Source organism: Lacrimispora indolis DSM 755, from assembly GCF_000526995.1.
Lineage (GTDB): Bacteria > Bacillota > Clostridia > Lachnospirales > Lachnospiraceae > Lacrimispora > Lacrimispora indolis.
Map to the genome: position 1 here is coordinate 3,752,693 of NZ_AZUI01000001.1, position 23,246 is coordinate 3,775,938.

The following is a 23,246-nucleotide window of genomic DNA, read 5'->3' on the forward strand; positions in this document are numbered from 1 at the left end:
GGAGGAATTAAGATGGAAGAAGTAACTTACAGCAAAGTTACCCCGGAACTCATACAGGAATTTAAGAAAATCGTTCCGGGCAGGGTTCATGAGAAAGAAGAGATGAATGAGGATTATTTCCACGATGAGATGCCGATCTATGGAAAAGGCATTCCGGATGTGGTAATTGATGCCACCAGTACGGAGGACATTGCTGCCATTGTGAAATTGTGTTTTTCAAACAATGTTCCAGTGATTCCAAGGGGAGCGGGAACCGGTCTTACGGGAGCGGCAGTGGCCATTTACGGCGGAGTTTTACTTGATATGAGTAAGATGAACCAGATCCTTGATTATGACATGGAAAACTTTGTTGTCCGTGTACAGCCCGGCGTTCTGTTAAATGATCTTGCAGAGGATGCTAAGCATCAGGGACTTTTATATCCGCCGGATCCCGGGGAGAAATTTGCCACCCTGGGAGGTAATGTTTCAACAAATGCAGGGGGCATGAGGGCCGTAAAATACGGCTGTACCAGAGATTATGTGAGGGCCATGACCGTGGTGCTTCCTACGGGCGAAATTATCAGTCTGGGTGCACCTGTTTCTAAGAGTTCTACCGGCTACAGCCTGATTCATTTAATGATCGGCTCGGAAGGAACCCTTGGAATTATCACAGAACTGACTCTTAAGGTAATACCGGCGCCCAAAGAAACCATAAGCCTTATTGTTCCCTTTGAAAACCTTACGGACTGCATCGGGACTGTGCCTAAAATATTCATGTCCGGTTTGAAGCCCCAGGCACTGGAGTTCATGGAGAAAGAAATTGTTCTTTCCTCGGAGCGGTATCTGGGAAAGAATGTATTTCCAAAGGAAGTTGACGGTGTTGATATCGGAGCTTACTTACTCATCACCTTTGACGGTGATAAGCTGGAGCTTTTAGAAGAACTTTCAGAGCAGGCGGCAGAGGTGGTTTTAGAGGAAGGAGCCGTAGACGTCCTGGTGGCAGATACGCCGGTGAAAAAGAAGGAAGCCTGGGAAGCCAGAAGCACCTTCCTTGAAGCCATTGAGGCGGAAACAAAGCTATTGGATGAGTGTGATGTTGTAGTGCCGGTAAATCAGATACCTTCCTATCTCTCTTTTGTCAAATCACTGGAAAACCGGTATGATTTTTCCATAAAGAGCTTTGGTCATGCGGGAGATGGAAACTTACACATCTATACCTGTGCCAATGAAATGGAGGAAGAGACATTCAAACGGCAGGTAGGAGAATTTATGGATATTATATACAAAAAAGCGTCGGAATGCGGAGGACTTATTTCCGGTGAGCATGGCATTGGTTATGGTAAGATGGGCTATCTGGAAGCTTTTGCAGGTGAAACAAGCATGTGCCTGATGAAGGGCATCAAGGAAGTATTTGATCCAAAGATGATTTTGAATCCCGGAAAAATCTGCTATAAGCTTTAAAATAAAAATTTATTTGTCCAGGAGGAGAGCAAAATGGCATATTTGATATCAGAAGAAGCGCAGGATCTATTACAGGATGTGAAAAATTTCTGTGAGAAGGAAGTAAAGGAGGCGTGTAAGGAATACGACGTATCCGGAGAATGGCCAAAGATGATTTATGATAAGGCAATGGAACAGGGCTATCAGGCTCTGGAGGTCCCGGAGGAATACGGGGGACCTGGATTAAGCCGTGTGGATGTGGCTGCCTTGATCGAGCAGATGGCAATTGCGGACGCAGGCTTTGCTACCACAATTTCGGCCAGCGGCCTTGCCTTAAAACCCGTATTGATTGCAGGCAGGGAGGAACAGAAAGCGCGTGTGTGTGAAATGGTCTTGGAAGGAGGTCTTGGCGCATTCTGCCTGACGGAACCAGGGGCAGGCTCCGATGCAGGAGCAGGCAAGACAACTGCTGTAAAGGATGGAGACCAATACATACTAAATGGAAGAAAGTGCTTTATCACCAATGGAGGAGTTGCCTCCTTTTATTGTGTCACTGCAATGACAGATAAGACAAAAGGGGTAAAAGGGATGTCCATGTTCCTTGTGGAAGCCGGTACACCGGGTCTTAGCACAGGGAGAGAAGAAGACAAAATGGGAATCAGGACCTCTAATACCTGTGATGTTGTGCTGGAGGATTTAAGGATACCGGCTTCCAACTTAATCGGCGAGGAAGGAAAGGGATTTTCCATTGCAATGAAGACACTGGATCAGGCCCGTACCTGGATGGGCTGTATTGCTGCGGGCATTGCACAAAGAGGCATTGATGAGGCTGTTGGGTATGGGAAAGAACGGATCCAGTTCGGGAAACCAGTCATTAAAAACCAGGCCATGCAGTTTAAAGTTGCCGATATGCAGATCAGGACGGAGACTGCCCGTCAGATGGTAGCCCATGCACTGACCAGGATGGATATGGGACTTTCCCATACCATGGAATCTGCCATTGCCAAGTGCTATGCTTCAGACATTGCCATGGAGGTGGCTACGGAAGCCATCCAGATATTCGGAGGTTATGGATACAGCAGGGAATATCCGGTAGAAAAGCTGTTAAGAGACGCGAAGATATTCCAGATCTTTGAGGGAACCAATGAAATCCAGAGAATTGTTATTGCAGGCAATATCATTGGGAAATAAAGAAGGAGCGTGACAATCATGGAAATGTTAGTTTGCATTAAGCAGGTGCCCGATGACTCCGTGGAAATTTCTCTGGATCCGGCAACAAAAAAGCCGGCTTTGGAGAGGGTGACGCCGGTGGTGAACGCCTTTGATACCTATGCCCTTGAAATGGCTGCCAGATTAAAGGAAGCTTTGGGCGGTGAAATTACAGTGGTTTCTATTGGGAATGAAAGCGTAAAAAACTCTCTGAAAAACTGTCTCGCCGTGGGTGCAGACGGTGCATATCTGGTAAAGCATGAAATGGCAGAGTCTCTGGACCCCTTAAGTATTGCAAGGATCTTAAGGAAGGCAGCCCATGAAATAGAAGAAAATCTAAGTAAAAAGTTTGATCTTATTTTCTGCGGAAAGGAATCCACGGACTATGCCTCCAGCCAGGTTGGACTTCTTTTGGCGAATGAGCTTTCCCTGCCTGCAGTAACCAATGTAATCCAGGTGGAGCCTGGGGAGGGCATGATGAAAATAAAGCAGGAAACAGAGGAGGGCTATCGGATCATAGAAGCCCCTGCTCCCTGTGTTGTTACGGTTCAAAAGCCTAATTACGATCCCAGATACCCCACCATTAAAAGTAAGATGGCTGCCAGAAAAAAGGAGATTAAGGAATTAACACCTTCTGAGGAAACGGACAGCATGCTAAAGGTTCTCCAGGTGTTTGAACCGGCAAAGCGGGCAGCAGGCATTAAAATAAAGGCGGACAGCCCGCAGGAGGCAGTTTCACAGGCGATGGCAGTCATGGCGGAGGCCAGGATCTTTTAGGAGGAGAAAGAAATGAGTTATTCAGATGGAAAAAATATTATGGTTTATGTTGAGACCGTTTCTGATACTCCTGTGGGCGGTGCGCTGGAGGTGCTTACAAAAGCCCATAAGCTGGCAGAAGCCAGGGGAGAAGAGGTAATTGCTGTTTTAATCGGCAGAGATCTGGTGGATGCGGCCCGTACTGCCATTATGGCAGGAGCAGACAAAGCGGTAATCGTAAAAAAAGAGAGTTATCAGATGGAGGTATACGGAACAGTCCTTACAAAACTGGCAGAGAAATTTAAGCCTTTCCTGATTCTTTCAGCAGGAACTCTTGCAGGAAAAGATCTTCTTGCCATGGTTGCAGGAACACTTCACACGGGCTGTGCTGTGGATGTAATGGATGTTTCAGACAAAGACCGGCGTCTTATCTTTACCTGCCCGGTTTACGGTGGGTCGATTCTCAATGATCTTGTCATAAAGGGAACACCGGCAGTTGCAGTTGTCAGATCAGGGGCCTTTGCAAAGGAATTTTTGGCGGAGAGGACCGGTAAGATTGTGGAAGAGAAGGTGGGATCAGAAGAAGCTGTTCACACGAGGATCGTTGATGTGGTAAAAGAAATGGCAGAAGCTGTAAACCTTGAGGAAGCGGAGGTTATCGTATCCGGCGGCCGTGGGATGGGAAGCAAGGAGAATTTTAAACTGGTGGAAAAGCTTGCGTCAGCCTGTCATGGTGTTGTGGGGGCAACAAGACCGGCTATTGAGGCAGAATGGGTGCCCCGTTCCCATCAGGTGGGGCAGTCAGGGAAAATTGTGGCGCCAAAACTCTATATTGCCTGCGGCATCTCAGGGGCGACCCAGCACGTATCCGGTATGATGGGCTCAGGATATATTGTGGCAGTCAATAAAGATGAGGATGCTCCTATTTTTGATATTGCGGATGTGGGGATTGTGGGCGATGCAGTCAAGGTGATCCCTCTCCTCATAGAGGAGATTAAGAAGATTCAGTCACTGTAGGGAGAACCATGAAACTTGTATTGGGGGGCATTTATGAATATTATGATCTTTCTTTTGGCATTGGCACCTATTTTATGGCTCATGATTGCATTGAGCCTGTTAAAGCTTCCGGCATTTAAAGCCTGTCCCATTGCACTGGCAATTGCCGTTGTTTTATCTATGACATTCTTTCAAATGCCGGTAGTAAATTGCCTGACCGGAGGCTTAGAGGGAATCGCTCTTGCGCTATGGCCCATTAGCCTGGTGATTCTTGCAGCCATTTTTACATATAATCTTTGCATTGCAACAGGTAGCATGGACTGCATCAAACAAATTCTGGCCGGAGTATCCAGGGATAAGCGGATTCTGCTCCTGATCATCGGCTGGTGCTTTGGAGGCTTTATGGAAGGTATGGCAGGCTTTGGAACTGCAATTGCAATTCCGGCAAGCATGCTGTGCGGTATGGGCTTTCCTCCCATTGCGGTAACCGCAGCATGTCTGGTCGCCAATGCATCTCCTACTGCATTTGGATCGGTAGGAATTCCTACGGTCACCGCAGCTCAGATCGCAGAACTTCCAGGCGGGGAAGTGGCTTTTGCAGCAGCTCTTCAATTGACTCCGTTTATTTTGATCACACCTTTTCTTATGGTTTGCATCATAGGAAAATCAATAAAGGCCTTAAAAGGAGTCTGGCCGGTTGCTCTTATTTCCGGAATATCTTTTGCGGTACCAGAGCTTTTTGCAGCAGCTTTTCTTGGGGCAGAGCTTCCGGTGATCATCGGTTCCATCTGCTCCATGGCAATTACCATAGGTGTTGTGAAAAAATGGTTTAAAAATCCAGATCCGGAATATGGGATAGAGGACAATAAATCAGACGGAAAAAATAAAATAACCGGTAAGGAAGCAGTGAAAGCCTGGATGCCTTTCCTTTTAATCTTTGTATTTTTACTTCTTACATCCAAAATGGTTCCCCCTGTAAATCAGATGCTTTCTGCTGTTAAAACGTCAGTTTCCATTTACACAGGGGAGGGAGCAAAACCATATACGTTTGTCTGGCTGGCCACACCGGGGGTTTTGATAGCAGCAGCGGCAGTGATCGGCGGTAAGATACAGGGAGCGGATTTTAAGCTTATGGGGAAGGTATTTATCAGTACCATGAAACAGATGTGGAAAACAATCATGACCATAGTGACCATAATGGCCATGTCAAAGATCATGGGATACAGCGGAATGATTGCCGCCATTGCAGGCACGATGCTGGCACTGACAGGAAGCTTTTATCCTTTTACAGCTCCGCTTGTGGGTGCGCTGGGTGCGTTTGTAACAGGAAGCGGGACTTCTTCCAGTGTTCTGTTCGGCAGCCTGCAGGCTCAGACGGCTGCAAACCTGGGCATCAGCCAGGTCTGGCTGGTTGCGTCAAGTACCGTAGGCGCCACCATCGGTAAAATCATATCCCCGCAGAGCATAGCCATTGGCGCTGCGGCAGCCAATTTGCTGGGAAGTGAGAGCAAATTATTAAACCAGGCAGTGAAATTCAGCGCTGCTTTCATTATAATTGCCGGCTATATCGCGTATTTTGGAAGTAGGGTTTATTAGGAAAGGAAGAAAAAGAATGAAGATCCTTGTTTGCATCAAACAGGTACCTGACAGCAATAAAGTTGAGGTGGATCCTGTTACAGGCGTGTTAAAAAGAGACGGAGCGGCTTCAAAGATGAATCCCTATGACTTGTATGCCATTGAAACTGCCCTTCGGATCAAAGAGAAAACGGGAGGTATTGTTGACGTTATTTCCATGGGACCTCCGCAGGCCATGCAGGTCATTAAAGAAGCGTTTTCCATGGGAGCAGACCATGGAACGCTTTTGTCAGACAGGCGTTTTGGAGGAGCAGATGTCCTTGCGACCAGCTATACCCTGGCACAGGGAATTAAAGCAATGGGAGAGTATGACTTAATTCTTTGCGGCAAGCAGACCACAGACGGGGACACCGCGCAGGTAGGTCCGGAAATATCGGAATGGTTAAATTTTCCAAGCGTATCCAATGTGGTGAGAATCCGGAAGTTAGAAGGAGACGGAATTACGGTAGATATGGATCTTCCTGATGAAGTAGAGGTGGCTAAAGTAAAATTCCCATGCCTTTTAGCAGTGGATAAAGATATCTTTCAGCCAAGACTCCCATCCTACGTAAAAAAATCAGAGACAAAGGACAGAAAGATTCAGATCCTTACTCTTGATGATATGAAGGATAAGGATGAAATGAATTACGGCCTTAACGGATCGCCCACTCAGGTACAGAAGATATTCCCTCCGGAAACAAACGATAAAAAGGAAGTGTGGGATGAATCAGGAGACGTGCTTGCCAAAAAGCTGTTTGACAAGATGGAAGAGCTGAAATTTGTTTAGGAGGTGAAGAAATGGCAAGATTAATCATACATCAGGAGAGAATTCCTGATCATCAGGAATTGATAAAAGTCTGTCCCTTCGGAGCGCTGGAGGAGCAGGATGGAAAAGTAGTTGTAAATGCTGCCTGCAAGATGTGCCGCCTTTGTATAAAGAAGGGTCCTGAAGGCGCAGTAGAGTATGTGGAGGACATAAAAAAACCTGGGATCAACAAAGACGAATGGAAGGGAATTGCTGTTTATGCAGACCATGTGGATGGCGCCGTTCATCCGGTCACCTTTGAACTGATCGGAAAGGCAAAGGAGATGGCAGCAGTTACCGGGCAGGAGGTATATGTTCTGTTCATGGGAAAGGATATCAGTGAAAAAAGTGAAGAAATCCTCCATTACGGAGCTGATAAAGTCTTCCTGTATGATAAGGAGGAGCTGGATCGTTTTAAAATAGAGCCTTATACAGCAGTCTTTGAAGATTTTATCAAAAAAGTGAAACCCTCCTCCATCCTGGTAGGAGCAACCACCGTAGGACGCCAGCTTGCGCCAAGAGTGGCTGCCAGAATGAAAACCGGTCTGACTGCGGACTGTACCATTCTGGAAATGAATGAAAATAGTGATTTATCCCAGATCCGGCCGGCCTTTGGCGGCAACATTATGGCTCATATCAAGACTCCCAGCCATCGTCCTCAGATCGCTACAGTCCGGTATAAAATCATGAATGCCCCTGCCCGCTCGGAAGTGAAATCAGGAGAAATCGTAAATTGTGATATCCATAAGGGAAAGCTTGTCTCTCATGTGGATGTCATTGATATTCTGCCAAAGGAGAAGGAGACCTTTATTGAGAATTCTGAAGTTCTGGTGGTTGCCGGAAGAGGAGTGAAAAAAGAAGAGGATTTAAGCATGCTCCGGGAGCTGGCAGATCTTATGGGAGGCCAGGTGGCATGTACCAGACCAATGGCAGAATCCGGCTGGCTGGATGCAAAATATCAGATCGGTTTAAGCGGACGTACTGTAAGGCCCAAGTTAATTATCACCTGTGGGGTTTCCGGTGCCATTCAGTTTGTGGCCGGCATGAACCATTCAGATACCATATTTGCAATCAACAACGATCCTAAGGCGCCCATCTTCAAATCAGCTCATTACTGTCTGGTAGGTGATCTCTATGATATTCTCCCCAAACTGATTGCAAGGATAAAAGAGAAGGAAGGAGTATGATCATGGAATATAAAAAACTAGATCAAGATGATATTGCTTACATAAAAGGCATCATTCCGGACGAGGAGCGTATTCTGACCGGTGGTTTTATTAATGAAGAGTACAGCCATGATGAATTAAGCGGTACCAGCAGTTATCCTGACATTGTAGTGAAGGCAAAATCAGCAGAAGAAATATCTGAAATAATGAAGTATGCTTATGAAAATGTCATCCCCGTAACTCCAAGGGGGGCCGGTACCGGCCTGGTAGGGTCATCCGTTGCAATAGAACATGGAATCATGATTGATACCACATTAATGAATCAGGTACTTGAACTGGATGAGGATAATCTGACAATTACGGTGGAGCCAGGTGTTCTGCTGATGGAGCTATCTGCTTATGTGGAAGATCATGATCTGTTCTACCCGCCGGATCCAGGCGAAAAATCTGCTACCATTGGGGGGAACATCAGCACCAATGCAGGAGGCATGCGCGCAGTGAAATATGGAGTGACACGTGACTATGTAAGGGGCCTGGAAGTGGTCCTTCCAAGTGGTGAGATTACGGAATTCGGAGGTAAGGTCGTAAAGAACAGCTCCGGATATGCCCTTAAGGATTTAATGGTGGGAGCCGAGGGAACTCTCGGTTTTATTACAAAGGCCACGTTAAAGTTGATTCCCCGCCCCAAGATGGTGATCAGCCTGCTGATTCCCTTCCCTACCCTGGAGCATGCAATCAATACGGTTCCTTTAATTGTCAAATCAAAGACCATTCCCACGGCCATTGAATTCATGCAGCGGGAAGTAATTATTGACGCAGAGCAGTATTTAGGAAAGGCATTTCTGGATAAACAGTCAGACGCTTATCTGCTCTTAAAATTTGACGGAAATTCGGCAGAAGAAATTGAAAAGGCATATGACGGTATTGCAACGCTCTGCCTGGAACAGGGTGCCTTAGATGTTTTGATTTCTGATACTGAGGAGAGAGAAGATTCCATCTGGAAGGCCAGGGGAGCATTCCTGGAAGCCATCAAAGGCTCTACCACCTACATGGATGAGGTCGATATGGTTGTTCCAAGAAGTTCGGTCAACAAAATGGTCACCTATCTGCACGGCCTGCAAAAAGAGTGTGAGTTAAGAATTAAGAGCTTCGGACATGCGGGAGACGGGAACCTTCATGCCTATATGCTGAAAGATGATTTAAGCGATGAGGAATGGGAAAGACGTATGAGCAAAGCCATGGAGAAAGTTTATGAAAAGGCCAGGAAGCTGGGAGGTCAGGTTTCCGGAGAACATGGCATTGGTTTTGCCAAGAAGCCTTACCTTAGGGAATCTCTGCCGGAAGTGAATCTAACCCTGATGAACGGAATAAAAAAGGTGTTCGACCCTAATAATATTTTAAATCCTCACAAGATTGCCCAAATGTAACGGATTGTAGCATTGCAGGCTGTTTTGAACAGATGTTCCATGAAGTTAAAAGAAATCGTTTCACGTTAATATTTTTTATACAGATATGTTACATAAGAGGGTAAAAGTTTCCTGATACTTTCATATCCAGTATGAACATAAGTCTTTGTAATTGTATGGTATCAATATTGGTATGATTTATAAATTTCATATTTATAATATAAATAAAGGAGCTTTACCTTATGGATAAATACCAATCCATAAGGTAAAGCTCCTTCTAAAAACTAAAATTTAATTCTCCTTTCCAGCAAAGAAATCCCCTGATATAAAATCGCCGATACAATACAAAGAATCACAATACTCATCACTGCCATATCCATCTTAATGAACAGCGGATACAAAATGATATGGTTGGGAATGGGGAAAATTCAGAAGAGACAATCAGTTATATCAAATATTTCTGCACATAGTTGTTAAATAGCAAATCGAAAAAATAGTTTATGCCATATCGGGTATAAACGTTCTGCATTCCATTGGAAATGTATTCACAGGACTGGAACTTGTCGCTTAAGAAAATTATGGTGTCGTAATATTCCTCAAATTGCTTTGCATGGTTTAAAGTAATCAGAAACTTGTGCGCCTTGACATCTTTAACGTCATCCTTGGTTGTTATGGCGTAATTTCCGGATGCAGAACATGTTATAAGCAGGTCATCTTTCGTGAGTGTGGAAAGAATTCCCGCGTTGCTTGATATATTTGTAACAAGCTTGATCAGTCTTCCTAAGGAAGTCATTTCCAGTTGAAATTCCTTGGCAGAGGAACTTGATGTATCTGAATTCAGAATGACAACGTTATGGCTTGCTCTAATCAGGTCGACAAGCAGCCCGATATTCTGCTGGTCAATGGTATCATTAATATCCTTAAGCATATCGACCATGGAATTCATAATGTAGTCATTAAAAGAAGACTGGTTAACAAAGTCAATAAATGCCTTTGAATGAACCCGCATATGTCTGATGTTATCTTTCATGTGTGTAAAGCTTTCAAATCCAATGCTTTTCACAAATCTGTGAATTGTACTCCTTGATACATAACAGTAATCGATTACATCATAAATACTGATTTTATCCAAAACATCTATGCGCTCCAGCAGATAATTCGCCAAAACGTAGTTTATATCATCTTCACTGGAATAATTAATGATAGCAAGCAAAGAAGAGGTGATATTAAATCCTTTCAGGCTAAATGTATTTTGTTGTTTTTTATTATTTTCATTCATACCCCGATTATATATCAAAAATCATACCGATACAATATAGAATAAAAGCAAAATTACTGGAATTTATATTTGGTTTCATATTATGAAACCCGCGGTTTTGCAGAAATCTGATATACTTTATCCATGGAATTCATGCAGCGCGCAAATGTAATTTCCAATTTATAAATGAGGGTATCGTAAAATTCCTAATTTGTGGCAAAAACATCGGGAAACAAATTATAAGAAGAGGGGAAAGATTATGGCAAAAAAAGATTATGTACAGATATGTGAAGATATAATCAGTACTTGCGGAGGCGAATCAAACATTGCTAATGTTACACATTGTATGACCCGTTTACGTATACAGTTACATGATGAAACCAGGATCAATAAAGATGAGGCAAAGAAAATATCAGGGGTCATTGATCTTATTGTCCGGGGCGGAGAGTACCAGTTTGTTATCGGACAAGATGTTCCGGCGCTTTTTGCAGAATTTAAGAAGCACGATGGCATCAAAACCGGTGGTGAAATTCAGGATACAGATGCTGTTAAACAGGATATAAAAGCAGGAAGAGAGAATTTTTTTGCAAATATTATGGCATTTATCGGCGGTACATTCTCTCCGGTTATTCCGGTACTGATTGCAGGTGGTCTTACCGGAGCAGTTTTAACTCTTCTTACAACATTCTTCGGAGTGTCTGCAGAGGATGGGGCTTACAAGATTTTCTATGCTGTTAACCAGGCGGCTTTTTATTCACTGCCCATTTTTATAGGTTTTTCAGCATCAAACAAATTAAAATCAAACGGATACCTTGGAGCGTTTCTTGGCGCAATACTGTTATATTCCACCATAAATAATGCAGAAGGACTCGAATTCTTTGGCATCAAGGTTCAGCAGATAGCATACAACTCAACCGTATTTCCTGTAATCCTGGGCGTTTTATTCATGTCAGTGATTTATAAGAATTTACAGAAAATCATGCCTGTATATTTACGAACCATATTTGTACCGCTTATTACAATGCTGATTACGGTTCCTGTAACACTCATTGTACTAGGGCCCATAGGAAACCTTGCAGGTACGTGGTTAGCAGACGGCGTATTGACCGTTTATAGGGTAGCTCCGGCAATTGCGGTTATGATCATTGGTATAACAACTCCCTTGATGGTATTCTTTGGAATGAACAATGCAACTTATCCGGTTTTATTCTTATTAATAGCTGAGATCGGTTCAGATCCGCTTATCTGTACTGGTATGGCTCCGGCAAATGTGGCGGTTGGCGGTGCATGTCTTGCAGCAGCAATGATTGCAAAGAATGCGGAAGTCCGCAGTGTTGCAACCGGTGCCGGTGTTACTGCGCTTTGTGGTATTACAGAGCCGGGGGTATACGGCGTATTATTTGTAAAGAAATATCCGCTTATCGGAGCAATGATCGGTGGCGGTGCAGGAGGTCTCCTCGCAGGTCTGTTAGGTATGACACAGTACGTTGTATCTACGCCAGGATTCATTTCGATCCCTGCTTACATTAACCCAGACGGGACCAGCAGAAACCTTATCGTATCTTTAATCGTAATGGTAACAGCAGTTGCAGTCTCTTTTGCAATAACCTTATTCTTAGGCAAAAGAGCTGAAAAGAAGTCTGCAGTAAATTAAATTGTTTTGAAAAACAGGAGGTACAACATGTTTTATAAAGAAGACCCTAAATTTCCGGAAAGTTTCATGTGGGGCGCATCAAGCGCTGCATGGCAGGTAGAAGGAGGAACTGCTGATGGCGGAAGAACACCGGCCATGATAGATTTAAACAGCAGGAAGAAACAGCCATATGCAGATAACTCAATAGCAGCAGATCATTACCACAGATATAAAGAGGATGTGGCTCTTATGGCTGAATGTGGTTTCAGTTCATACCGCTTCTCTCTTTCCTGGTCAAGAATTATTCCTCATTCAGACGGAAAGGTCAACCCGGAAGGTGTTGAATTCTACAACAGCCTGATCAATGAGTTAATTAAAAATAATATCACTCCGATTGTAACCATTTATCATTATGACTTACCTGTGTGGGTGTATGAGGAATTAGGAGGCTGGAGAAGCAGAAAGACAATCAATGCATTTGAACATTTCTGTAAAGTTTGTTTCGAAAATTTCGGTGACAGAGTTAAGTACTGGCTGTCATTAAATGAGCAGAATATGCAGATCTGCTATGGCCACTGGCTTGGCACAAGCGAGGGCTGTACAGATTGGGACAGAGAAAAGTGGGATATCAATCATATCATGAATCTTTGCCATGCAAAGGCAGTAATTAACTGTCATGAAATGGTTGAAGGAGGAAAAATCGGACCTGTCCCAGGCTATGTTCCGATCTATCCAAAGACCTGCAGTCCAGGTGACCAGATAGCAGCAATGAATGCAGAGGAATTAACTGAGAAGATCTGGAATGATACGTATGTATACGGCGAATACAGTAATTTTGTTAAAAAATACTGGGAAACTCACGATATTCATCCCGATATTCGTCCAGAAGACATGGAACTTATGAAGAAAGCAAAAATTGATTTCATATCAGTTAACTGTTATAGAAGCAATACAGCATATGAGTCAAAGATAGACAGCGAGAGACAGGAGTATGGCCTTAACAAGTTTGGCATCAAAGGACAGATGCAGTGGCCCAATATTCCAGGTGAGTATGCATTATGTACGAATCCGTATGTTGAATATACGGACTGGGATTGGGAAATAGATCCGCAGGCTATGAGATATTCGCTTCGATATCTTTGGGACCATTACAGACTTCCTATGATGATCACTGAAAATGGATTTGGAACAAATGAGACTAAGGATGCAGATGGGCAGGTTCATGATACGGCAAGGATTGAATTCCTTAGAGATCAGATATACAATGTCGGCCTTGCCATCGAAGATGGCTGTGAGGTGATTGCTTACAATCCATGGTCATTTACAGATTTATTATCGACCGGAAATGGAATCAGGAAGCGTTACGGTTTGGTTTATATTGATACAACTGATGAAGAGCTTGTTAACTGCAAGGATGTTTCGATGCTTAGTATGAAACGCATTAAAAAGGATTCCTTCTATTGGTACTCAAAGCTTATTAAGTCCAATGGCAAGGAGTGGGGCAAGGACATGAAATAGGCATTCAGCAGATGGGCGGCAGTGATGCATTTTTGTTAAATATCTATCGCCAAAGGGTTTCCAGACATTGATACCGGCGGCCGATCGGCCGCCGGTATCAATGTCTGGAAACCCTTTATTCTGTTGAGCGCGGCAATATACGCATAGAATCAACAGGTAAAAAGCTCCTTCTGATAAATCTAAAATTTAATCTTCTTCTCCAGCAATGAAATCCCCTGATATAAAATCGCCGATACAATACAAAGAATCACAATAGACATTACAACAAGATCCATCTGAAATACCTGACTTCCATAAATAATCAGATATCCAAGTCCTTTATTTGCCGCTAAAAACTCCCCAATAATAACACCCACCAGACAAAGTCCGATATTGACCTTGGTATTGCTGATGATAAGGGGAACGGAACCGGGAAGCAGCACCTTAAAAAGCACATCCTTTTTCTTTCCGCCCAGGGAATAGATGAGCTTGATCATATCAGGGTCTATCTGGGAAAAGCCGGTATGGATTGTCATGATGCATCCAAAAACGGCCACGGAAATGGAAGCGACGATAATGGTCTTTATATTGTTGCCCAGCCATACAATTAAAATGGGGGCAAGGGCGGATTTTGGAAGACTGTTTAACATGACAAGGTAAGGCTCCAATACTTCCGATATACTGCGGCTGGACCATAACAAAACGGCAATCAGCAGGCCTGAGATGGTGACAAGGGAAAAGCTTATGAGGGTTTCCATCACCGTCACCCCGATGTGCATAAAAATGCTTTTGTCCGCCACCATATTAAGGAAGCAGACTGTCATACGGGAGGGAGAGCTGAATATGAAATCATTGATCATGCCCAGTCTTGCACACAGCTCCCAAAGGGAAAGAAGCAGTACCAGCAGCATGCTGCGCCATATCCGGACATTGCGGCGGTGAAGTTTTTCTTTTTCAATAAACTCCTGCTGAGCTAGAGTGGGATGGGTTTCAATCATGGTTCTGCAGCTCCTTCCATACCTGATTAAAGTAAACAGAAAATTCCGGCATGTTCCGGCGTGTCAGAGGCCGTATATCATCCTTTCCAAAGGAAATGGGTATGATGGCTTTTATTTTGCCCGGCCTGCTTGTCAGTACGATGACCCTGTCGGCAACGCTGATGGCCTCGGAAAGGTCATGGGTGATCAGAATCGCAGTTTTGTGAGTGCTTTTTATGATAGAACTAATGTCATCGCAGACGGAAAGCCTGGTCTGATAATCCAATGCGGAAAATGGTTCATCTAATAAAAGAAGGTCCGGTTCCAGGGCCAGGGTGCGGACCAATGCGGCACGCTGCCGCATGCCTCCGGACAGTTCAGACGGCTTTGCCTGCTCAAAGCTTCCAAGGCCGTAAGTATGGAGCATCTGATGCAGCTTTTCTCTGGAGCTTTTGTTTCGCTTTTTCTGGATTTCCAGCCCCAGTTCGGCGTTTCCAATAATGGTACGCCATTCAAAAAGATGGTCCCGCTGCAGCATGTAACCGATATTGACGCCTGATTCCGCCTGGGAAACGCCGTCAATGCAGATTTCTCCTTCGTCAGGTGTCAGTAATCCGCTAAGAAGAGATAGAAGGGTTGATTTCCCGCAGCCGGATGGGCCGACAATTGCAAGAAATTCTCCGTTATCCGCAGTAAATGATATATTGGAAAGGGCCAGTGTCTCACCCTCAAGGGAATGATAGGAGTAACTGATCCCGCGAACTTCCAGTTTTGGCTTCATGGGTCCTCCTTATTTGACAGATTTGATCTGATATAGTGTTATGATATGTACAAAAAAAAGGAGTGTGAAGAACCATGCCTTCCACTCCTTAATATAAAATGCCCTATAGCCGCTGTTTTACAAAGATGAGGACCCAGTAATTGGACTCATTTATATGGTAACAGCTGATCCCGATTTCTTCAAAATCCTGTGACAGAATATTTTTTCGATGGGGATCAGAATTCATCCAGTCCTTTACCGCCTCTTCTGGAGTACCCTGTCCCAATGCCAGGTTTTCGCCGGCTCTTTGATAATCCACGCCGTTTTCAGAAAGAACCGTGAAGCAGGAGGTCCCGTTTGGCCTTGTGTGAGAAAAATACAGGCTGGCCTCTTCTGCCCTTATGCCGGCCAGGCCGGACAGGGAGGGTGTAACTGTGAAAGCTGGGAGCGACTGTTTCTCCCGCTCTGCATTGATCAGGTCTGCGATCTCCTTTTCATAGGAAGCCTTCCGGGAAAGTAAGGGATCCGAAGATTCTGAAACATTTACAATCTCAGGCGCTGCCTGTAAGGAAGATGCCCACCCGTCCGGTGCATTTAATAATGATAGAATTAGCATCCCGGACAGGATACCGGCTGTTTTTTTCATCATGAGATGTTCCTCCTTAGTAATGGCATTCGTTTCCTCTTCCAATAGCCTGATTTTAATCCCAGCCACAGGAAAAGTCAATAAAAATGGCGGAACATAAGGCGGAAAGGCTGGAAAAATAAGAAAAACCCCTTGCAATGGTGAATAAACGGTGTTATACTGTCTAAGATAACATGACAGTTTGGCGATAAAGAGTGGGCGTAAGTCCACTCTTTCAATTTGTTTGGAAAGGTGGGAGAACGATGGCAAAGAGAGAAGAGTATGAGGCAAAGACGGAAAGCTTTTTGCTGCCCCTTATGGAAGAAAATAATTTTGAACTGGTTGACGTAGAGTACGTAAAAGAGGCAGGAAGCTGGTATCTGCGTGCTTATATAGATAAAGAAGGCGGCATTACGGTAGATGATTGCGAGATCATAAGCCGCAGGCTGGGAGACTGGCTGGATGAAAAGGACTTTATTGCGGACAGTTATATTCTGGAAGTCAGTTCTCCGGGGCTTGGAAGACCGCTTAAAAAGGATAAGGATTTTATAAGAAGCATCGGAAAAGAAGTGGATATTAAGTTATATAAGCCTTTAAACAAACAGAAGGATTTTACAGGAACGCTTACATCCTATGACAGGGAAACTGTGACCATTACCCAGGAAGACGGAATAGAGCTTGTGTTGAACCGCCCGGAAATCGCTTTGATCCGGCTGGCATTTGATTTCTAAACAGTAAGAGATATTAGGAGGATAAAAAAATGAATAAGGAACTGTTAGAAGCACTGAATATTCTGGAAAAGGAGAATAATATCAGTAAGGACACCCTGTTAGAGGCAATCGAAAATTCTCTCCTTACGGCGTGCAAGAACCACTTCGGGAAAGCGGATAATGTCAAGGTCACCATCAATCGTGAAACCTGTGATTTCAATGTATTTGCGGAAAAAGAAGTGGTGGAAACAGTTGAAGATCCCCTGCTGCAGATCAGTCTGGCAGAGGCAAAGATGGCAGATCCGAAGTACGACATCGGTGATGTGATCCACTGCCCGATTGACTCCAAAAAGTTTGGAAGAATTGCGACACAGAATGCAAAGAATGTAATTTTGCAGAAGATTCGCGAGGAAGGCAGAAAATCTCTTTTTAATGACTGGTATTGCCAGGAAAGGGAAGTTGTCACAGGAATTGTACAGAGGTATTTAGGAAGAAATGTAAGCATTAATTTAGGCAAGGTAGATGCGATCCTAAACGAAACAGAGATGGTAAAAGGAGAGGTATTTAAGGCCACGGAGAGAATTAAGGTTTTTGTTCTGGAAGTAAAGGATACTCCAAAAGGCCCGAGAATTTCCGTATCCAGAACTCATCCGGATCTTGTAAAGCGTCTGTTTGAATCAGAGGTCGCAGAGGTAAAGGACGGAACCGTAGAGATCAAGGCAATCGCAAGAGAAGCAGGATCCAGAACAAAGATTGCAGTAAAATCCAATGACTCCAACGTGGATCCGGTGGGCGCATGCGTAGGTTTAAACGGCGCAAGGGTCAATTCCATCGTGAATGAATTAAGAGGAGAAAAGATCGATATTATCAACTGGGATGAAAATCCGGCTTATCTGATCGAAAATGCATTAAGTCCGGCAAAAGTCATCTGCGTTGTTGCAGACGAAGAATCAAAGGAAGCCCAGGTCATTGTTCCTGATTACCAGCTGTCACTGGCCATCGGAAAAGAAGGGCAGAATGCAAGACTTGCAGCACGGCTTACAGGTTATAAGATTGATATTAAGAGTGAGACGCAGGCAAGAGAACTTGGTCTGTTTGAAGAACTTGGGCTTGATTATCAGGAGGCAGGGACCGGGTATGAAAGTTATGGCAATGAATACCAGAATGACTACCGGGAAGAAGAACCGGCCGGTGATTATCAGGAATAAAAAACAGGAAGTGATGGAAGCGTGAGTACAAAGAAAATACCGCTCAGACAGTGCATCGGCTGTGGTGAGATGAAAAATAAAAAAGAGATGATTCGTATTCTGAAGACCTCAGAGGATGAGATCCTTCTTGATGCAACCGGACGAAAAAACGGTCGCGGAGCTTATATCTGTCCTTCCCTGGAATGTTTTAAGAAGGCAGTGAAAAGCAAGGGGCTTGAACGTTCCTTCAAGATGACGATTCCGAAAGAAGTATACGAAGCATTGGAAAAGGAGATGGAGCAGTTTGGATAACAGACAAAAGATTCTTAATCTGATTGGTCTGGCCACAAAAGCAGGAAAGATCGCAAGCGGAGAATTCATGACAGAAAAGTCCGTAAAAGCAGGGAAAGCATCATTAGTGATCGTTTCTAAGGAAGCCTCGGATAATACCAAGAAGATGTTTACCAATATGTGTACTTACTATGAAGTTCCAATCTACTTTTTCGGGGAAAAGGATGAACTGGGCCACGCTATGGGTAAGGAGATGAGGGCATCCCTTGCGATCGTGGATCATGGGTTTGCAAAGGCAGTCGTGAAACTGATGAATACAAAGGTCGGTAGTGAGTGTGAAGAGGACCTTTCACATCTACCGGTATGTGCTGCAGAGCGCGCACAGAATGGAGGAAAGCATGAGAGTATATGATCTGGCAAAAGAACTGGGAAAGGACAGTAGTAAGGAAATATTGGATATCTTGGAAAAGCATAATATAAATTTAAAAAGTTCTTCTAACATTACGGATGAACAGGCATCAATTGTGAAAAAAGAAGTGGGTGGTCACGGCCGGGGAAGTGCGCCGGCACATTCCGAGGCTCCGGCAGGAGATGAGTCTGATGCGCCTAAGAAAAAGATTGCAGCGGTATTCAGGCCGCAGAATGCGCAGATGAAACCTCAGGGACAGCGTCCCCAGCAGCAGAGGGGAAGAGACGGAAGTTCTTTTCAGGGCTCCGGACAAAACGGGGCACCAAGAAATCGTCAGGTGACGGAGCAGTCTTTGTCAGGAAATCCTGAACAGTCAAGAGAAATGAATGCAGGAAACAGAGAGGATGCCAGACCCCAGGGCCAGGAAGGTTATCAGGGCAACCGTGATAACCAGGGAAACAGACCTCAGGGAGGCTACCAGGGCAACCGTGACGGAAGACCTCAGGGCCAGGGAGGCTATCAGGGCAACCGTGACGGAAGGCCCCAGGGCCAGGGAGGCTACCAGGGCAACCGTGACGGAAGACCTCAGGGCCAGGGAGGCTACCAGGGCAACCGTGACGGAAGACCCCAGGGCCAGGGCGGCTATCAGGGTAACCGTGACGGAAGACCCCAGGGTCAGGGAGGCTACCAGGGCAACCGTGACGGAAGACCCCAGGGTCAGGGCGGTTACCAGGGCAACAGGCCCCAGGGTCAGGGAGGCTATCAGGGCAACCGTGACGGAAGACCCCAGGGTCAGGGCGGTTACCAGGGCAACAGGCCCCAGGGTCAGGGAGGCTATCAGGGCAACCGTGACGGAAGACCTCAAGGTCAGGGAGGCTACCAGGGCAACAGGCCCCAGGGTCAGGGAGGCTATCAGGGCAACCGTGACGGAAGACCTCAAGGTCAGGGAGGCTATCAGGGCAACAGGCCCCAGGGTCAGGGAGGCTATCAGGGCAACCGGCCACAAGGCCAGGGAGGCTATCAGGGCAACCGGCCACAAGGCCAGGGAGGCTACCAGGGTAACAGGCCCCAGGGCCAGGGCGGCTATCAGGGCAACCGTGACAGCCGTGACGGAGATAACCGCGGAGCAAGACCACAGGGACCACGTACAGGCAGAGATGCTGCGGGGAAGACAGGTTCCTTTGATACTCCTATTCAGGCAAAGCCTACCAGCAACAGAGCTACTAAGAATGCTTATAAAAACGACAGATTCGATAAGAGAGATAAAGATGACGAGGCAAAGAAAAGAGCACAGGCCAAAGGCGGAAAGCCGTTAAAGGTTCCGGTTCAGCCTCCGATGCATGTAGAACCTAAGGTAGAAGAGATAAAAACCATAACCATTCCGGAGGTTCTGACGATCAAGGAGCTGGCTGAGAAGATGAAGCTTCAGCCGTCCGTTATCGTAAAGAAACTGTTCTTACAGGGCAAAATCGTTACCCTTAATACGGAAATCGATTATGATCAGGCAGAAGAGATCGCCATGGGATATGATGTTCTCTGCGAAAAGGAAATAAAAGTAGATGTCATTGAAGAACTGCTGAAAGAGGCAGAAGAAAATGAGGCAGATATGGTTTCCAGACCGCCGGTAGTCTGCGTCATGGGCCATGTTGACCACGGTAAAACCTCATTGCTTGACGCTATCCGCCAGACCAATGTAACATCCAGAGAGGCAGGCGGGATCACACAGCATATCGGTGCTTATACGGTTGAGGTAAATGGAGAGAAGATCACATTTTTGGATACTCCGGGACACGAAGCCTTTACAGCTATGCGTATGAGAGGCGCTCAGTCTACTGATATCGCTATTCTTGTGGTAGCAGCTGATGACGGTGTAATGCCTCAGACTGTGGAAGCTATCAACCATGCAAAGGCAGCCGAGGTGGAGATCATCGTTGCAATTAATAAGATCGATAAGCCAAGTGCCAATATTGACAAAGTGAAGCAGGAATTATCCGAATACGAGCTGATTCCTGAGGACTGGGGCGGAAGCACCGTTTTTGTTCCGGTTTCCGCTCATACAAAAGAAGGAATTAAAGAGCTTCTGGAAATGATCCTTCTCACCGCAGAAGTAAAGGAATTAAAAGCAAATCCGGACCGGCGGGCAAGAGGTCTGATCATCGAGGCTGAGCTTGATAAGGGCAAAGGCCCGGTTGCTACCGTGCTGGTACAGAAGGGAACCCTTCATGTGGGAGATACGGTTGCTGCTGGTTCCTGCTACGGAAAAGTCCGCGCCATGATGGATGACAAGGGCCGCAGGGTAAAAGAGGCAGGTCCATCCACGCCGGTTGAGATTTTAGGGCTTAACGATGTTCCAAATGCTGGGGAAGTCCTGGTTGGAACCGATCATGAGAAAGAAGCAAGAAGCTTTGCTGAAACATTTATTTCCGAAGGAAAGAATAAATTACTGGAAGATACAAAGGCTAAGTTATCACTGGATGATTTATTCAGTCAGATCAAGGCCGGCAACATCAAGGAACTTCCGATCATCGTGAAGGCAGATGTACAGGGCTCCGTGGAAGCGGTAAAACAGAGTCTTGTGAAGCTGTCCAATGAAGAGGTTATGGTAAAGGTGATCCATGGAGGCGTAGGTGCCATCAATGAGTCCGACGTTTCCCTGGCTTCTGCGTCAAATGCCATTATCATCGGCTTTAACGTAAGGCCGGATGTGACGGCAAAATCCATAGCTGACCGGGAGAAGGTAGATATGAGGCTTTACAAGGTGATCTATCAGGCCATTGAGGATGTGGAAGCGGCCATGAAGGGTATGCTTGATCCTGTGTTTGAAGAAAAGATCATCGGCCATGCGATCGTGCGCCAGACCTTTACGGCCTCCGGCGTAGGTACCATCGCAGGTTCCTATGTAATGGATGGCAAGTTCCAGAGAGGCTGCAGTGTCCGCATCACACGTGCAGGTGAAAAGATCTACGAAGGTCCTCTGGCTTCTTTGAAGAGATTTAAGGATGATGTAAAGGAAGTTGCCACAGGCTATGAGTGCGGTCTTGTATTTGAGAAGTTTAATGATATCAAGGAAGATGATATGATCGAGGCTTATGCCATGGTGGAGGTTCCCCGCTAGGAATCTTCCGGCCGGATTTTAAAGAGATGAGCCCGTTACACCGGGCTGGTCTTTTTGAAACAGCGGACAAAAAGCGAAAGGAATAACATGCGTAAAAACAGTATAAAGAATACCAGAATTAATATGGAGGTCCAGAGGGAGTTAAGTGAGATCATCCGTCTGGAAATCAAAGACCCTAGAATTCATCCAATGACCACCGTGGTTTCCGCCCAGGTAACCCCGGACTTAAAATACTGCAAAGCATTTATCAGTATTTTGGGAGATGAGGAAGCCGGAAAGGCTACCATCGAAGGATTAAAGAGTGCAGAAGGCTATATCCGCCGTGAACTGGCCAGGAGAGTGAACCTTCGCAACACACCGGAAATCAAATTTATTCTGGACCAGTCCATTGAATATGGAGTAAATATGTCCAGATTAATCGATGAGGTAACAAAAGATATCAGAGAATAGGGAGGTGCCCTTGTGAGTTTTTTTGACGCAATGCTTGAAGATGTAAAAACAGTAGCAATCATTGGCCATGTCCGCCCGGATGGGGACTGTGTTGGTTCCTGTCTGGCGGCATACAACTACTTAGAAGAACATCACCCGGAAGTGGATGCTGTGGTTTATCTTGAGATTCCTCCTTCAAAGTTTAATTATCTAAGGAATTTTGACCGCATTGTCAGCGACTTTTCAGAGGATAAGGAATACGACCTCTGCCTTTGCCTTGACAGCAGCGATACACTCCGGTTCGGAGAGACATTAAAGTTCTTAACTACCGCAAAAAAGAGCCTCTGCGTGGATCATCACGTTACCAATTTAAAATATGCAAAAGAAAATATCGTACAGGATGACGCCAGTTCTACCTGCGAGGTGCTTTACGGCCTTTTGGATGAAAACAGGATCAGCAGGGAAGTGGCGGAGTGCATTTATACCGGTATAATCCATGATACTGGAGTGTTTAAATATGACTGCACTTCAAGGAAAACCATGGAGATTGCAGGGAAGCTGATGGAAAAAGGAATCGATTTTCCAAAGATCATCGATGACAGCTTCTACCGGAAAACCTATATTCAGAACCAGATTCTGGGCAGGGCTTTATTGGAAAGCATAACCTTTCATGGCGGCCAGTGCATTTTCAGCGCTATCAGCAAAAAGGATATGGATTTTTACGGCGTCACCGGTGCGGATATGGATGGAGTCATCGATCATCTCCGGATCACAGAGGGTGTGGTATGCGCCATATTCATGTATGAAGTCTCCTGCAGGGAGTATAAGGTCAGCCTTCGCTCCACTACGGATCTTGATGTGAGTAAAATTGCCGTTTATTTCGGCGGCGGCGGTCATAAAAAGGCGGCCGGCTGTACCATGACAGGAAGCGTTCATGACGTGATTAACAATCTGTCCAATCAGATTGTAAAACAGCTTGATTAG

20 protein-coding genes and 1 pseudogene are annotated in these 23,246 nt (G+C 45.3%); 17 read left to right on the plus strand and 4 right to left on the minus strand.

The features are described 5' to 3' along the window. Positions 1 to 12 precede the first annotated feature (12 nt). Genes K401_RS0117995 through K401_RS0118030 form a run of 8 tightly spaced genes read left to right on the plus strand, consistent with a single transcriptional unit; the run spans position 13 to position 9,392 of the window. The gene (locus K401_RS0117995; RefSeq protein ID WP_024294257.1) at positions 13 to 1,440 is read left to right on the plus strand and encodes a D-lactate dehydrogenase; all 1,428 of its coding nucleotides are present in this window, start codon (positions 13 to 15) and stop codon (positions 1,438 to 1,440) included. Positions 1,441 to 1,473: 33 nt separating this feature from the next. Continuing rightward, positions 1,474 to 2,610, plus strand: a complete 1,137-nt coding sequence (locus tag K401_RS0118000) for an acyl-CoA dehydrogenase family protein (protein WP_024294258.1) — start codon at positions 1,474 to 1,476, stop codon at positions 2,608 to 2,610. 18 nt (positions 2,611 to 2,628) lie between these two features. Next, on the plus strand, positions 2,629 to 3,405 hold the full coding sequence (locus K401_RS0118005; protein WP_024294259.1) for an electron transfer flavoprotein subunit beta/FixA family protein: 777 nt from the start codon (positions 2,629 to 2,631) through the stop codon (positions 3,403 to 3,405). A 12-nt stretch (positions 3,406 to 3,417) separates the two neighbouring features. Further along, positions 3,418 to 4,401, plus strand: a complete 984-nt coding sequence (locus K401_RS0118010; protein ID WP_024294260.1) for an electron transfer flavoprotein subunit alpha/FixB family protein — start codon at positions 3,418 to 3,420, stop codon at positions 4,399 to 4,401. A 33-nt stretch (positions 4,402 to 4,434) separates the two neighbouring features. Continuing rightward, positions 4,435 to 5,976, plus strand: coding sequence for an L-lactate permease (locus tag K401_RS0118015; protein WP_024294261.1), 1,542 nt, complete (start codon positions 4,435 to 4,437; stop codon positions 5,974 to 5,976). 16 nt (positions 5,977 to 5,992) lie between these two features. Next, complete coding sequence (locus tag K401_RS0118020) at positions 5,993 to 6,781, plus strand: electron transfer flavoprotein subunit beta/FixA family protein (protein WP_024294262.1); 789 nt, start codon at positions 5,993 to 5,995, stop codon at positions 6,779 to 6,781. 11 nt (positions 6,782 to 6,792) lie between these two features. Continuing rightward, positions 6,793 to 7,986, plus strand: a complete 1,194-nt coding sequence (locus tag K401_RS0118025; protein ID WP_024294263.1) for an electron transfer flavoprotein subunit alpha — start codon at positions 6,793 to 6,795, stop codon at positions 7,984 to 7,986. Between the two features lie 2 nt (positions 7,987 to 7,988). Continuing rightward, entirely contained in the window at positions 7,989 to 9,392 is a 1,404-nt protein-coding gene (locus tag K401_RS0118030) for an FAD-binding oxidoreductase (protein WP_024294264.1), read from the plus strand. A gap of 424 nt (positions 9,393 to 9,816) precedes the next feature. Here K401_RS0118030 and K401_RS0118035 read toward each other — a convergent pair whose 3' ends face one another. Continuing rightward, positions 9,817 to 10,503, minus strand: a complete 687-nt coding sequence (locus K401_RS0118035; RefSeq protein WP_166435281.1) for a MurR/RpiR family transcriptional regulator — start codon at positions 10,501 to 10,503, stop codon at positions 9,817 to 9,819. A gap of 385 nt (positions 10,504 to 10,888) precedes the next feature. On the opposite strand from K401_RS0118035, the gene K401_RS0118040 reads away from it, so the two are divergent. Continuing rightward, positions 10,889 to 12,283, plus strand: coding sequence for a PTS transporter subunit EIIC (locus K401_RS0118040; RefSeq protein WP_024294266.1), 1,395 nt, complete (start codon positions 10,889 to 10,891; stop codon positions 12,281 to 12,283). 27 nt (positions 12,284 to 12,310) lie between these two features. Continuing rightward, positions 12,311 to 13,780 (plus strand): glycoside hydrolase family 1 protein, encoded by a 1,470-nt coding sequence (locus tag K401_RS0118045; RefSeq protein ID WP_024294267.1) that lies wholly within the window; start codon positions 12,311 to 12,313, stop codon positions 13,778 to 13,780. A 179-nt stretch (positions 13,781 to 13,959) separates the two neighbouring features. Here K401_RS0118045 and K401_RS0118050 read toward each other — a convergent pair whose 3' ends face one another. From K401_RS0118050 to K401_RS0118060, 3 genes are all read right to left on the minus strand, one after another. Further along, positions 13,960 to 14,757 (minus strand): ABC transporter permease, encoded by a 798-nt coding sequence (locus tag K401_RS0118050; protein WP_024294268.1) that lies wholly within the window; start codon positions 14,755 to 14,757, stop codon positions 13,960 to 13,962. Further along, the gene (locus K401_RS0118055; RefSeq protein WP_024294269.1) at positions 14,750 to 15,517 is read right to left on the minus strand and encodes an ABC transporter ATP-binding protein; all 768 of its coding nucleotides are present in this window, start codon (positions 15,515 to 15,517) and stop codon (positions 14,750 to 14,752) included. The genes K401_RS0118050 and K401_RS0118055 overlap by 8 nt, the downstream gene beginning before the upstream one ends. Before the next feature lie 103 nt (positions 15,518 to 15,620). Continuing rightward, positions 15,621 to 16,145, minus strand: a complete 525-nt coding sequence (locus K401_RS0118060) for a CAP domain-containing protein (RefSeq protein WP_024294270.1) — start codon at positions 16,143 to 16,145, stop codon at positions 15,621 to 15,623. 239 nt (positions 16,146 to 16,384) lie between these two features. Between K401_RS0118060 and rimP the strand changes: the two genes are divergently transcribed. From rimP to K401_RS0118095, 7 genes and pseudogenes are all read left to right on the plus strand, one after another. Next, positions 16,385 to 16,852, plus strand: a complete 468-nt coding sequence (rimP, locus tag K401_RS0118065) for a ribosome maturation factor RimP (protein WP_024294271.1) — start codon at positions 16,385 to 16,387, stop codon at positions 16,850 to 16,852. Between the two features lie 29 nt (positions 16,853 to 16,881). Next, complete coding sequence (gene nusA, locus K401_RS0118070) at positions 16,882 to 18,039, plus strand: transcription termination factor NusA (RefSeq protein WP_024294272.1); 1,158 nt, start codon at positions 16,882 to 16,884, stop codon at positions 18,037 to 18,039. A gap of 21 nt (positions 18,040 to 18,060) precedes the next feature. Then, complete coding sequence (gene rnpM / locus K401_RS0118075; protein WP_024294273.1) at positions 18,061 to 18,330, plus strand: RNase P modulator RnpM; 270 nt, start codon at positions 18,061 to 18,063, stop codon at positions 18,328 to 18,330. After that, positions 18,323 to 18,655 (plus strand): annotated as a pseudogene (locus tag K401_RS0118080) (L7Ae/L30e/S12e/Gadd45 family ribosomal protein); the annotation flags it as partial. The gene rnpM and the pseudogene K401_RS0118080, both read left to right, overlap by 8 nt. A gap of 52 nt (positions 18,656 to 18,707) precedes the next feature. Beyond that, the gene (gene infB, locus K401_RS32505; RefSeq protein WP_024294275.1) at positions 18,708 to 21,833 is read left to right on the plus strand and encodes a translation initiation factor IF-2; all 3,126 of its coding nucleotides are present in this window, start codon (positions 18,708 to 18,710) and stop codon (positions 21,831 to 21,833) included. A gap of 87 nt (positions 21,834 to 21,920) precedes the next feature. After that, positions 21,921 to 22,283: a 30S ribosome-binding factor RbfA gene (gene rbfA / locus K401_RS0118090; protein WP_024294276.1), complete on the plus strand. Its 363-nt coding sequence runs from the start codon at positions 21,921 to 21,923 to the stop codon at positions 22,281 to 22,283. A 12-nt stretch (positions 22,284 to 22,295) separates the two neighbouring features. Then, positions 22,296 to 23,246: a DHH family phosphoesterase gene (locus K401_RS0118095; protein ID WP_024294277.1), complete on the plus strand. Its 951-nt coding sequence runs from the start codon at positions 22,296 to 22,298 to the stop codon at positions 23,244 to 23,246.